Raw genomic sequence first — 13,898 nt, 5'->3', positions numbered from 1 at the left:
GGGTTCTGGGAGAGTAGAACGTTGCCAAGCAGTTTTCCCTGATAGCTCAGTTGGTAGAGCACTCGACTGTTAATCGAGTTGTCACAGGTTCGAGTCCTGTTCGGGGAGCCATTTTTTATAACATACCAGGCTTTTCATGGAGAGGTGTCCGAGCTGGCCGAAGGAGCACGATTGGAAATCGTGTAGGCGTCACAAGCGTCTCGAGGGTTCGAATCCCTCTCTCTCCGCCACCAATAAACTTTTACATAAGAAAAGCCTGTTTACGAGGCCCGTTGGTCAAGTGGTTAAGACACCTCCCTTTCACGGAGGTAACAGGGGTTCGAGTCCCCTACGGGTCACCATAAATTTTCTAGTTCCATCCCATGGAGGCTTAGCTCAGCTGGGAGAGCATCTGCCTTACAAGCAGAGGGTCGGCGGTTCGATCCCGTCAGCCTCCACCATATTTTATCCATAATAAAATATCATGCTAGTAATGTCGCGGGGTGGAGCAGCCCGGTAGCTCGTCGGGCTCATAACCCGAAGGCCGCAGGTTCAAATCCTGCCCCCGCAACCAAACTCTTTCTGAGAGTTGTTATACATAGTGTGGAGCTGTGGTGTAGTGGCCCAACATGCCTGCCTGTCACGCAGGAGACCGCGGGTTCGAATCCCGTCAGCTCCGCCATTTTTTTATTTCTGGACATGAGTCATTAGCTCAGTTGGTAGAGCACCTGACTTTTAATCAGGGTGTCGTAGGTTCGAATCCTACATGACTCAGTAGTATAGGGAACTTTAGACTATGTCTAAAGTTTCTCTGATTTTGCGGTCATGGCGGAATTGGCAGACGCGCACGGTTCAGGTCCGTGTGGGCTAACCCCCCGTGGAGGTTCGAGTCCTCTTGACCGCATCATACTCTACGAACGAAACCCTCCTTAGGAGGGTTTTTTTCTTTTACATGATATTGTTATCGCGTATGTATATGCTGAGAATAACGCTTGCAGGCCGAAAACCGTCAGTTACACTTGGAGAATGATATGCTGTTATCTGAGGCTGATCAATTGAGGCGTCTTCTTTGAGATAATGCATCTGCGGCAGTACGACAGCTCCGAGAGCGGATTCGTGAAGAAATCGAGATAGCAAAATAATGACGATAGACAGACCGGCTCCTTCCGGTTATAGTATCTGAATCTCTTTCGTAGATAGAGGAGGGTTCCCATGATCAAAAAAAGATTTTTTCTCAAGCTGCTGTCCGCCTATCTGGTGCTGGTGATTCTCTACACGCTGATCGCGGCAGGCTTGTTCATTTACCAGAGCAACGAACACGTCAACCGGGAACTGTACCGCAAGCAGGCGGTCTATCTGGAACAGATGCGCGATCAGGCGGATATGAAACTGCGCTTCGCACTTACGCTGTCGGACCAGATGAAGGAACAGGAATCGATTGTCGCGTATGCGCGTAATCCGCAGCGGGACTATGCGAACATTACGAGCATCTACAATGAGCTTCAGAAGAGCAGCAATGCGTTCCGTGACTTCGGTTACCGGATCGACATTACCAAGGACAATGACGATCTGGTTATCACGCCCAGCTACACGATTACAAAGGACCGGTACTGGAGCGAAATGGGCTTGACGCCTGAATCGGATGAGGCCGAGGACATGGGGGTGCGCCGGACGCCGAAGCCATACGAAGCCGATACCCTGATTACACTTACGAAAAAAGTGGAAGCGTTCTCGGGCAGTGCTTTGTACTTCTATTTATCCTTCCACGAACGTTATCTACTGCCGGTACTCGGGCTCGACGGCGAAAGTGCCATCGCCATTCTGGATGGGGAGCGGCTGCTCGCCTACAAGTCCGCTTTCCAACCTGAGCGGAAAGATGAGGTTCGCGACAACGTACTGCCGACGGTTCAGTCAGGAAAAGACGGCCTTTCGTTCCGAGACGGTCTGTCCGTGCATACGCTGCGCTCTCAGGTGTTGCCGACTTGGACGTTTGTCTACGTGGCGGAACGGTTCGCCCCCTGGTCGGCGATGAAGGAGCAGTTGACGGTAACGGGCTTTGTCTATGTACTGCTGCTGCTGCTCGGCGGGGGCCTAGCCTACTGGATTTCCCGACGGATGTACCTGCCGATCGGGCATGTCGTCAGTTTGCTGCGCTCGGATGATGACCTAGAGGAGAAGGAGTCGGAGGAAAGGGATGAATTTACGTTTATACGTGATACGACAGCCCGGATGAAGAGAGCTAACGAACAGATGCGGGAAGCGATGATGCAAAGCAAGGTTTCGCTCAAGGACAAGCTGCTGCGGGACTTGCTCCATGGCTTGCTGCCTCAGGAACAGGCGGCCGCTGAGCTGGAAAAGCACGGCCTCGTCTGGCTAGCCTCGCCAAGCATGGTAGGCGTGGTTGAATTCGCCAGCTACTCGGAGGTGGCGAGTCACTACACGAAGGAAGCTCTCGTCACGTTTAAGTCGCAGCTTCAATTGCTGCTCTCGGAGCGGCTGAGTGAGGAAGGCTTGTGTGAAGTATTCGATTTCGACTACCGCCGCATGGGCATCATGCTGCAGGGGGACGATAGCGAACGGGCGAAGCGGATCGTCAGCTCGGTGCTGATGGAGATCGAGGCAAGCGTCGGCTTGCGTCTGGTCGCTGCGCTGGGCGACCCGGTTCTGGCGGGCGGCGAGTGGGAACGGGCGTACCGGCAGGCGGTGCAGTGGCTGGATTATGGGGTACTGCGAACGTCCCGTCTCGTCATCGTCCGAAGTGATTTGGACGGCCAGATGAATGACCGGTTTTATTATCCTCTAGATGGGGAGCGCGAGTTGATCGGGAGTGTCATTCGCGGACAACGGGAGAACGTTTTCCTCCTGCTGCAGCGTTTGTTGGATGAGAATCGAAGCAGGGAGGCGATCGGCGGAACCGGCTGGACGCATTTCGTATACGCTCTACAAAATACGGTAAACCGGATTCTCCAGCAGTTGAACAAAGTACTGGATACGGATGAGGGTGAAGTGGCGGAGGCACTCCGGAAGCTTCATCATGCGGCTGAGGATGCCGAGGCAAGGTCTGCCTTGTTCGAGCTGTTCGAGCGGTTGATTGGACTCATTCATTCGGAGCAGAAGATGCTGGATCAGACACAGATGCAAAGCATCGTCGACTACGTGCATGAGCATTACACTCGCGACCTGTCTTTGTCGGAGATTGCGGAGATGCACCGATTCTCACTTGGCTATATTAGCGGAGCCTTCAAGAAACACACGGGTGAGAACTTCAAGGATTACCTAAACCTATACCGGGTGAAGAAGGCCAAAGAAATTATGGACACGGAGAAGGTGAAAATTGCCGAGCTGGCTTTGCGGGTGGGCTGCAATAACGTTAACACCTTCATTCGCATGTTCCGCAAATATGAGGGCATCTCACCCGGTCAATATGCGAGTAATAGCGGGTCTGAACGAAGCTAAATAGCTAAAACACGTCGATTTTTCTCCCCTTCGTGAAATGATGGTGATACCAAAATCATGGTGATAGACGCCCCAAACCCATTTCATTATAGTGAGGACTGTATCCGGGATACGACAAATGATCCTAGAAGTAGGGGGAGTTGAAAGCGCTTTTGGTGGTAACGATCAGAAAGCATGTTGTACAGGAATGGCGGCTGTATTTACTGCTGATACCATTCCTGGCTTGGTATGTGTTATTTATGTACAAACCGATGTATGGACTGCAGATCGCCTTCAAGGATTTCAGCCTGTTCAAAGGCATCGAGGGTAGCACCTGGGTTGGATTGGAGCATTTCAAACAATTTTTTAATGGCCCGTATTTCTGGAGAACGCTGAAAAACACGCTGATGCTCAGCTTATACCAGCTGATCTTCGCCTTCCCAGCGCCGATCGTGCTGGCGCTGCTGCTGAACGAGGTGAGAAACCGGCTGTTCCAGAAATTCGTCCAGACGTTTACGTATTTGCCTCATTTTATTTCCATCGTGGTGGTGGCAGGTATCGTCACGAACTTTCTCGCCCCTTCCACCGGTATCGTCAATTCCATTCTCCAGCTGCTGGGCGGGGAGAAGCTGTATTTTCTGACGAAGCCGGAGTACTTCCGGACCATTTATATTATTTCCATGGATATATGGAAGGAGATGGGCTTCGGCGCCATCGTGTACATTGCGGCATTGGCCGGGGTGAACCCGGCGCTGTACGAGGCGGCTAAGATCGACGGGGCTAACCGATTCCAGATAATATGGAACGTCACGCTGCCTTCGATCATTCCGACGATTGCGATCATGCTGATCCTCAAGATTGGACAGCTGATGGAAGTTGGCTACGAAGCGATTATACTGCTTTATCAACCCGCAACATATGAGACGGCAGACGTGATCAGCACCTATGTGTACAGGTCCGGCCTACAGGAAGGGCAGTACGATCTGGCGACAGCCGCCGGGCTGTTCAACGCCACCGTGAGTCTGCTGCTCGTTATTACGGCTAACCGGCTCAGCAAGAAGCTGACCGAGACTGGACTTTGGTAGGTGAATGGAATGAGAACCTCGTTAGGTGATAAATGCTTCAATGTGATCAATACGCTCTTGTTATCGGTGATTGGGCTTGCCTCGCTGTATCCGTTCGTGTATGTGCTGTCGGCCTCGCTGAGCTCTGGCGATGCGGTCGTATCCGGCAAGGTGCTGCTGCTGCCGGTGAACATCAATCTGGAGGCTTATGTCAAGGTCCTGATGCAGAAAAGCATCTGGGTGGCCTACGCCAACACGCTCTATTACACGGTCGTGGGCACGTTGGTAAGCTTGCTTCTGACGATTTGCGGGGCTTACCCACTGTCCAAGAAAAGGTTGAAGGGGAAGGGCGTCATCAACTTTCTGATCGCCCTGACGATGTGGTTTCACGCTGGGATGATTCCTTTCTATCTGAATTTGCGGGATATGGGCATGCTGAATGAGCGGTTTACCATCATTATCGCGTTCGCGGTGACGACCTTCTACGTGTTTCTGCTGCGTACGTTTTTCCAAAGCGTGCCCGTGGAACTGGAGGAGGCGGCTAAGATTGACGGCGCAGGCGATTATCGGATTTTATGGTCGGTGTACTTGCCGTTGTCCCGGGCTTCGCTTATGACCGTCGGGTTGTTCTATGCCGTTACGCGCTGGAATGGGTACTTCTGGGCGATGATCGTCCTGAAGGACAAAGATAAAATTCCGCTGCAGGTGCTGCTGAAGAAGCTGATTGTGGAAAACAACCTGAGCGAGCAGTTGGTCGATTTCGGCTCCGCGACACTCGTTTCCCAGGAAACGGTCATTTACGCCACTATTATTGTTTCCATCATCCCGATGATGGTTGTCTATCCACTGATTCAGAAATATTTTGCCAAAGGGGCCTTGGTTGGTTCGGTGAAAGGGTAAGTTGGCTCCACTACACAAAAGGGGGACGTACAAATATGAAGCAACAGGTATGGAAAAAAGGAGTAGGGGCTGCGCTGACGTTGGTTGTGGCTTTATCGGCGGCAGGATGCGGTAAGGATGCTAAGGAAGCGGTGCCTTCGTCTGCACCGAACCAAGGCACGGAGAAGGGCAAGCCGGTGGAGCTGACGATGCATATGCATTACGGCGATCGGTATATTTACGACAATAATTTCCCGGTATTCAAGGAAGCGGCTAAGCGTACGAATGTGACGTTGAAGGGAACCGCTTCGCAGACGGCGACCAACAGCAAGGAAATGTTCAATCTAATGATGGTATCCGGCGACATTCCCGACATTGTGCATTACAACGTGAAGGGGGATTTCAACAAATATGGCTCCGAGGGCGCGTTCGTTCCACTAAATGAGCTGATCGATAAGCATGCGCCCAATATTAAGGCGTTCCTGGAGCAGCGGCCGGATGTGAAGAAATTCGCTACGGCACCTGATGGCAAGATGTATTTCCTTTCGTTCGTCCCGGATGGACTGGTTGCCAAGGGCTGGTTTATCCGTCAGGATTGGTTGAAAGCGCTTAATATGCAGCAGCCGAAAACGGTTGACGAGCTGTACCAGGTACTGAAGGCGTTCAAGGAGAAGGACCCCAATAAAAATGGCAAAGCTGATGAAATTCCGTACTTCAACCGTGTGAACAAAGGAGGAGCACAAGATCTGCTGCTGTTCTGGAATTCATACCGTGGCATATATGCGGATCAGGGTAAAGTGAAGTATGGCCCTTATGAGGCAAACTACGAGACAGCGGTCGCGAATATTGCCAAGTGGTATAAGGAAGGTCTGATTGATCCAGAAATTTTCACCCGCGGGGCGAAGGCGCGCGAGGTGCTGCTCGGCGATAACGTCGGTGGCGTTTCACATGACTGGTTCTCCAGTACGGCGGGCTATAATGATACTCTCAAGGATAAAGTACCCGGCATCCTGTTCGCACCGATCGCCCCCCCGGCTAGCAGCGACGGGGTTGTCCGCGAAGAAACGAAGCGGGCTACGGTGAGCGAGAGCGGATGGGCTATTTCCGCCTCCAACAAGCATCAGGTCGAAACGATCAAATATTTCGATTTCTGGTTTACTCCGGAAGGACGGAGACTAATGAATTTTGGGATCGAAGGCGTGCACTACAATCTCGTAGACGGCAAGCCGAAATTCAAGGATAGTCTGCTGACAGGCAGTAAGCCAGTGCTTGAGGCGCTGCAGGCGGAGGGGGCGCAGATGGAAGTTGGCTTCTATCAGGATTTTGCCTATGAGGAGCAATGGACGAACAAGACCGCTCTGGCTGGAGTGAAGGAGTACAATGAGAAGAAATACCCGATCGAGCAGTTCCCAGTCCTGACGTTTACGGATGAGGAGAAGAAAAAGCTTGATTCGATCATGAAGAGCATCCAGACGTTCACCGACGAGAAGTTCCAGAAGTGGGTGCTGGGAACGGAGCCGGTAGCGGGCAACTTCGAGAAGTTCCGCCAGCAGCTTAAGGCGATGGGACTGGATGAAGTGATTAGTATTCAGCAGGCTGCTTATGACCGATATATGAAATAGGCTTTGCGATACGGAAAACAGTTGATGGTTCGCCCGGAAGACCGGGCGGACGGATCGGCTTATCAAAAGGAGAAAGAGGGGCATGGGATGAAGAGGATAAAACGGTTTTGGAGCGCGGGAGTAGCGGGGCTGCTTCTGTTTTCTTCAATGGCATGGGCACCGACGCAGGGAGCAAGCGGACAAGAGCTTAGGGCAGGCGAGATTTCTTCTGCTGCGCGAGAGGTTCAGGTTGCTTCTGCAACCGAAATTGTGAAAGCGCTTACGGTTGTAGCTGCCAGCGCCAGTATGAGTGATGAGAATATCCCTGACAACGCGATCGATCAAGATCTGACGACCCGTTGGTCGGCAAATGGCGTCGGCCAATGGCTGCAGCTTGACCTGGGGGCCATACAGACGATCGGCTATATCGGCATGGCCTTTTATCGCGGTGATCAGCGTAGTCTGAAGTTCGATATTCAGGTGTCCGCCGATGCCGACACCTGGACGACCGTGTTCTCGGGCAGCGGTAGCGGCAACTCGGTGCAACTAGAGGCGTTCGGTTTCACCCCGACGACGGGCCGATATGTGCGGATCGTGGGGCTCGGCACCGGATCGACGGACTGGAACAGTATTACCGAGGTCCAAGTATATAAGCCGCATCCGGACGGCTTCGTGCTGAGTCCGCTTGAGCTTCCCCCGACCGGTCCCGATCCTGCAGCGCTGCCTCATACAAAGCCGGGGCTGTATGAGCCGGACGAGACGTCCCATTCGGTACCCGAGCTTCCTGTGGTGACGGGGCGGACGCTTAATGTCGTGGATTACGGCGCGACTACGTCGGCTACCGGGACGGACGACGCCGTTGCGATCCGGGCAGCGATCGCAGCGGCGCAGCCTGGGGACGAGGTTTACTTTCCCAATGGGCATTACCAGTTGACCAGCACGGCGAACGACAGCGCTTCGCATCTGCTGCTGCACTCAGGCATTCAGCTTCGCGGGGAAAGCGAGGACGGGGTGCTGCTCGTCTCCGACCATGCCAAGAACATCGGCGACTATGCGACGAGCGAAGGAATCATCTTGCGTATCGCGGGTCAGCAGGGCATCGCCGTTCGGAGCATGACGCTGACGGCAAGCTGGCAGGGTGCGTATCCAACGAGCACAACGGTAGCCAATCCCGAGCGGGGCGGTCCGAAGACCGCTGTCTTGATTTCGGCGGCCAACGGGAATCCTTCGCAGGACATCATTCTAGACCATGTGACGATCGAGAAGTTCCAGCGCGTCGGCGTACTCGTCCGCAGCAGCCGCGATGTCGTTATCCAGTATGCCACGCTGCGCAATGCGACTGATACCGCCGAGGGCGGAGCTGGCTACGGGGTGTCGTTGGAGGGGTTGTCAAAGGAAAGCCGGTTGGGCCGGGCCAACGATTCACTATTCAACGTGGTTCGCAACAGCCGCTTCTATGGGCCGTCCCTTCGCCATGGTATCCTGCTGAGCAATTGGACGCATAATAATCTGATTGCGGACAATGAGCTATACCAGACGAAGCTGGACTCGATCGACATGCACGGCGAGGACGAATATATGAATGAATTCGTTGGTAACACAGTGATCGGCAGCGGCGAAGCGGGCATCGGCGTCGGCAATCCAGGGGCGACGCATGACGCAGCCGGACCGGGCAACTACATCCATCACAACCGTATCGAGAATTCGGCCCTGTATGGGATTCAGGTTTATCTGGGGTCACCAGATACGGTGATTGATCATAATGTCATCGCCAACTTCATGAAGCCCGGTACGACGGGAATCCGATTGAAAAATGCTCCGGGCACCCAGGTTCGGGATAATGTGATTGAGAACAATACGGGGCCGGGCTTCTGGGCTATTCATACTTTGTACGATATCGGGAATCCGAGCGACGGGGGCAACGGCGCAGGTGAGCCCCGCGACATCAGGATTGAAGGCAATCGGATCGTGGGCAATACGAACGGAATTTTCATCGAGGCGGGCACGGGGATTGTGCTGTCCGGCAATGAAGTGTCGGGCAATACGGGCATCGACTATGACAACCGGACGGTGACAGTGCGCGATTATGTGCCAGTGGCCGATGTGTCGGTCCGACAAGGGACATCGACCAATACGGGGACGGATAGATCGTTGATCATCCAGGGAGGCAATAACCTCTCCACGCGCCAGTCGTTTCTGAAGTTTGATCTGGGCGCCCTCACCGGATCTGTCAGCTCGGCCAAGCTACTGGTATACGGCAGGGCCTCGGCTACGGGCAGCGATACGGTGAACAGCCTGTATGGTGTGGACAGCGACGACTGGATCGAGTCCGGCAGCTCCGGCATGGTCTGGGCGAATAAGCCTGCGTTGGGCAGTAAGCTGTCGACGGCGCCCTTCACCAAGGATGATTATGCGTGGCGGGTTTTCGATGCTACGGATTATGTGAGAGCAAAGCTAAATACCGGTGGTGGTTACGCTGCGACCGCGGGGATCATGTCGCTTGCAGTTGTGCAGGATACTACTCTGGGCGTGTACACACTGTTCAACAGTCGGGAGGCAAGCGATCATCAGCCATACTTACGGATCGAGACGTCTGCAACGCGTGAGCTTGAGAGCGTCACACTTACATCCGACAAGCAGTTTCTAGGCATAGGCCAGCAGGCACAGCTGCAAACGGCTGGAGTGATGAACTCGGGCTTCGCGGCACAGCTTGGGAGTGCGTTGATCCGGTATGAGAGCCTTACGCCCGGCTTGGCGGAGGTCAATAACAATGGACAGGTTACCGCACTGGGCGAAGGCACAGCGGTCATTCGCGTTACGGTAACACTGAACGGAGTTTCGCGAAGCGCAGAAAGTTTTCTCCAGGTGATCGACGGCACCGTGACGAAGCTGCTGCCAACCGATGATGCTTATGTGCGTGGAGGCAGCTATGCTAACTCGAATTACAGGACGAGTAACCTCGAGATAAAGAAGGACGGCAGCGAGAGCTTTACCCGTGAAAGCTTCATCAAGTTTGATGTGAGCGGTCTGGATGGCGAAATTACGAATGCTAGGCTGATGATGTACGGCATTGGAAGCCCTTCTGCGGTCACAGCGGACGTGTACCGGACTAGCGCGGCTTGGTCGGAAGGGACGGTGACGTGGAATACGAAGCCCGCCCGGCTGGACCGGTTGGCCGGACTTGGACTCGCCGCCGATTGGGGATGGAGCGAGACCGATCTGACAGAGGCCATACGTCTGGTAAAAGCCGATGCCTCCAATGGGCAGCTCAGCCTAGGCCTGACGCTGCCGGTAGCGAGCATCAATGCCGTCATCGAGAGCAAGGGAAAGGCGAATGAGCCTTATCTGCTGATCACAACCAAGCAGGCTGAGCCAGATACGGAGCCGCCTGTGGCGAGCGTGGGCCAGCCGCTCGACGGAGCAGCCCTATCGGCTCAAGCGATCCGGATTCATTGGGAGCCGTACATCGACAATACTGCGGTCAAGGGCTATTGGATTTACCGGAATGAGCTGCCGTTGACGACAGTAGCTTCTGATGTATATGCGTATACTGATCAGCTTCTTACTCCGTCAACGACGTATGCCTATTCGCTCAGGGCGTTTGATGCCAGCGGTAATATCTCGGGGCTGAGCAATATCGTTACCATCACGACCATGCAGTCAGGCGGCCTTGAGTCTATAAGCTTATCCCATGTTGTGCCGTATGTGGAAGCGGGCAAGACTGCGCAATTGCAGCTTAGCGGGAAGATGGATGACGGCTCCTCTGCGGATATGAGCGTAGCTACTGTGGCTTATAGCAGCGATAACACGTCCGTAATGACCGTGGACGCGCTCGGACAAGTAACGGCGATCAAGCCGGGCAGCGCGAATATCACGGTGACCGTGAGCATTGGATCCACGATCAAGACGGCGTCCCTCACATTGACGGTCTTTGAAACGATTGCCCCCGTCTCTACAGCTACGATGTCGCCTGCACAACCGGATGGACAAAATGGCTGGTATGTACTGCCTGTAACGGTCAGTTTGTCGGCCACAGATCACTTGTCGGGAGTAGCATCAACCGAATACAGCCTGAATGGCGGGAGCACATGGCAGCTGTATACAACCCCGTTAGCCTTCGATCAAGACGGGCAATATAACCTGAGCTACCGTTCTACAGATCTTTCGGGTAATGTGGAAGCTCAGCAGACAGCTACTTTCCATGTTGACAGGACAGTGCCGACCGCTGCGGTAGCTTACAGCAGCGCAGCACCTACCTCGGACAGTGTGGTCGCGATCATTACGCCGAGCGAACCTGTAACGATCACGAACAACGGGGGTTCGAGCAGCTATACGTTCAACTTTAACGGAAGCTTCACATTCGAATTTATCGATGCCGCGGGCCATCAAGGCACTGCGACGGCTACCGTAACGAATATCGTATACAGAAGTACGGGGGTACCTGGGAAGCCCGTGCTCTCGGACGACAATGGGTACGATACAGGAATTCTTGATGGAAATTACAAGGTTACAATGAATATGTGGTGGGGCAATAACGGTAAAATCTATAAGCTCTATGAGGATAACTTATTAATCGAGATACAAATCCTCACGGACAACTCGCCGAGTGCCCAAACGACCGTAACGTCCGTTACCTACAAAAAGAATGGCACTTACCGGTATTATGCGGAACTTGTCAATGCATTCGGTACAACGAGAAGTGATGTGTTAACGGTGAACGTCACGCAAGCTGCGCCGGCCAAAACGGTCCTATCCCATGATAACTGGGATGGGGATGGAAATTTCAACATCAACATGAACATGTGGTGGGGCACGAACGGCACCACATATCGTCTGTATGAGAACGGCGTTCTGATCAATACGCAAACGTTCACCGATCATACGCCACAAGCGCAATTTGCAGCTACGATGATCCATAATAAACCGATTGGCACGTACGAGTATCGATGCGAGCTTGTTAATTATGCAGGAACAACATCCAGTGATAAGATTATTGTTCAAGTAAGCAAGTGATAGTTTGAGAAATGAAACAATGCGCCACCTCTATTCATTTTCTATGAATATTGGTGGCGTTCGTTTTGACCGATACTTTTTTCATGGTTTAATTCTGCATGCTTAAGGTTCTGTTCAGCTTCCGAAATCTATATAGTAGGCTTGAAATGAGGTTCATTCGAAGGTTTTGAACAAGCTCACCGTAATTTCAGTTGACATTGATTATTATTATCACTAATATCAATTGTAGTGATATATGCGATGGCGGGGAGAGATCGAACATGAAAACGATTAAATACTGCTGTAGAAATGAAAAATTCGGATCCAAACAAATATATAAGTCCTTGAAAAACGAATATCCGGACCTGAAGCAGAAGAAGAAAGACTGCTTAGGTAATTGCAAGCATTGTAAGAAAGAATGTATCGCCATGATCGGTAAAAAGGAACTGTTGTGTGCAGCTTCGCCTGACTTACTTTATGCTCAGATCAAACAAATTATTGCTGAATCTAGGGCAGAAAGCGTGATGGTTTGAACTTAACCCTTCTTAAATTGCTTCTTCCGTTTGTATTTGTATGCGGAGTTCTGGTAATCTTGTATGTATGGGGAATACGCAAGAGATAACCATACAGAAAGGGTGTGTGCATCTATGTTAAACGATACACTTACAGAAGCGCTCAATGAGCAGATGAACTATGAGTTTTACTCCGCGCACGTCTACTTGGCTATTGCTGGTTATTGTGCTGCGGAAAGCTTAGATGGCTTTTCAAACTTTTTTATTGTACAAGCTGAAGAAGAAAAATTCCATGCGATGAAAATTTTCAAATTCATAAATGATCGTGGAAAAAAGGTTAGCTTTGCTGGTATGGATACACCTGTGAATGAGTACAAATCGATCCTAGATGCTTTTGAACATGCTTATAAACATGAGCAAGAAGTAACAAGACGTATTTATCATCTATCAGATTTGGCATTGAACGATAGAGAACATGCGACTATGCAGTTCTTGAAATGGTTCATTGATGAGCAGGTAGAGGAAGAAGCAATGTTCGACAGCATTATTAATAAATTGAAACGCATTGATAAAGACAGTAACGCCTTCTACATGTTGGATGCTGAATTTGCTCAGCGTTCGTTCACGCCACCAGCAGCGGTATAATTACATACGACTTTTATGAGGATGAGACTTACCTGTTTCGCGAAATTTGGCGAAGGGTAAGTTTTTTTATGTCTACTGACATGCAGCTGTCAGGAATCCTTTTATATACTGGGAGAAAATGTGAAGGACGTGCATTATGGAAAAGTTAGATTTAGCCAAAACGTATAAAAGCTATTACACAGCACCCACGAAACCGCAATTGATCGAATTTGAGCCTATCTGGTATGTCACGATTCAAGGTCAAGGGGATCCGGACGGCATAGCCTTCTCAAATGTCACTGAAGCACTTTACACGCTTTCCTACAGCATCAAGGGAATTTATAAGAAAAAGGAGAAAGACTTTACTGTGGCCAAGCTGGAAGGCTTATGGTGGGTGGATGGGGATAGAAAAGCCCTGGATGTACCAAGGGAAGAATGGCACTGGAAGCTGTTGATCCGAATGCCAGATTATGTGAGGCCTGAGAATGTCGAAGAGGCCCGTTCTATTGCAATGACGAAGAAAAAGGAGCTAACCGTTATCTCGGATATCAAGTATGAAACCCTGCATGAGGGTACTTGTGTACAAATGCTTCATGTGGGGCCTTATGTAGCAGAACCGGAATCTTTGAAACAAATCGAGCTTTTCTTAATTGAACATAGACGGAAGATCTGCGGCCTCCATCATGAGATTTATTTATCAGACCCAAGAAAGGTGGAATCTTCCAAAATGAAGACGATCTTGCGATATCCCATAGCAGCTGCAGAAGTGGTGAAGGGGTGACTTTTGCGGTAAAATAGAAGAAAATGTCGAT

At 51.6% G+C, this 13,898-nt stretch carries 8 protein-coding genes and 8 tRNA genes; all 16 read left to right on the top strand.

The window, feature by feature from the left end; translation table 11 throughout:
• Positions 1-35 precede the first annotated feature (35 nt).
• The 16 genes from AC58UU_RS33270 (at position 36) to AC58UU_RS33195 (ending at position 13,867) form a co-directional block, all read left to right on the top strand.
• Positions 36-111: transfer RNA gene (locus tag AC58UU_RS33270), tRNA-Asn, on the top strand.
• 27 nt (positions 112-138) lie between these two features.
• Positions 139-230: transfer RNA gene (locus tag AC58UU_RS33265), tRNA-Ser, on the top strand.
• A gap of 36 nt (positions 231-266) precedes the next feature.
• Positions 267-341 (top strand) — tRNA-Glu (locus AC58UU_RS33260).
• Positions 342-364: 23 nt separating this feature from the next.
• A tRNA-Val gene (locus tag AC58UU_RS33255) sits at positions 365-440 on the top strand.
• 36 nt (positions 441-476) lie between these two features.
• A tRNA-Met gene (locus tag AC58UU_RS33250) sits at positions 477-553 on the top strand.
• Between the two features lie 31 nt (positions 554-584).
• Positions 585-661: transfer RNA gene (locus AC58UU_RS33245), tRNA-Asp, on the top strand.
• Positions 662-680: 19 nt separating this feature from the next.
• Positions 681-753 (top strand) — tRNA-Lys (locus AC58UU_RS33240).
• Positions 754-798: 45 nt separating this feature from the next.
• Positions 799-883 (top strand) — tRNA-Leu (locus AC58UU_RS33235).
• 308 nt (positions 884-1,191) lie between these two features.
• Positions 1,192-3,435 carry a helix-turn-helix domain-containing protein gene (locus AC58UU_RS33230; protein ID WP_497321810.1) on the top strand — a complete coding sequence of 748 codons (2,244 nt, stop codon included), beginning with the start codon at positions 1,192-1,194 and terminating at the stop codon, positions 3,433-3,435.
• 155 nt (positions 3,436-3,590) lie between these two features.
• Positions 3,591-4,499: an ABC transporter permease gene (locus AC58UU_RS33225; protein ID WP_497321813.1), complete on the top strand. Its 909-nt coding sequence runs from the start codon at positions 3,591-3,593 to the stop codon at positions 4,497-4,499.
• A 9-nt stretch (positions 4,500-4,508) separates the two neighbouring features.
• Positions 4,509-5,378 (top strand): carbohydrate ABC transporter permease, encoded by an 870-nt coding sequence (locus AC58UU_RS33220; RefSeq protein ID WP_497321812.1) that lies wholly within the window; start codon positions 4,509-4,511, stop codon positions 5,376-5,378.
• A gap of 35 nt (positions 5,379-5,413) precedes the next feature.
• Positions 5,414-6,979: an extracellular solute-binding protein gene (locus AC58UU_RS33215; protein ID WP_497321809.1), complete on the top strand. Its 1,566-nt coding sequence runs from the start codon at positions 5,414-5,416 to the stop codon at positions 6,977-6,979.
• 24 nt (positions 6,980-7,003) lie between these two features.
• Positions 7,004-11,971, top strand: coding sequence for a CBM96 family carbohydrate-binding protein (locus AC58UU_RS33210; RefSeq protein WP_497321811.1), 4,968 nt, complete (start codon positions 7,004-7,006; stop codon positions 11,969-11,971).
• Between the two features lie 260 nt (positions 11,972-12,231).
• On the top strand, positions 12,232-12,483 hold the full coding sequence (locus tag AC58UU_RS33205; protein ID WP_057307931.1) for a DUF1450 domain-containing protein: 252 nt from the start codon (positions 12,232-12,234) through the stop codon (positions 12,481-12,483).
• Positions 12,484-12,597: 114 nt separating this feature from the next.
• The gene (locus AC58UU_RS33200; RefSeq protein ID WP_497321808.1) at positions 12,598-13,107 is read left to right on the top strand and encodes a ferritin; all 510 of its coding nucleotides are present in this window, start codon (positions 12,598-12,600) and stop codon (positions 13,105-13,107) included.
• Between the two features lie 136 nt (positions 13,108-13,243).
• Positions 13,244-13,867, top strand: a complete 624-nt coding sequence (locus AC58UU_RS33195) for a GyrI-like domain-containing protein (RefSeq protein WP_497321807.1) — start codon at positions 13,244-13,246, stop codon at positions 13,865-13,867.
• The last annotated feature ends 31 nt before the right edge of the window (positions 13,868-13,898 follow it).

The organism is Paenibacillus sp. JT22N1, assembly GCF_059692155.1.
This window is presented reverse-complemented; position numbering and strand designations above follow the sequence as displayed.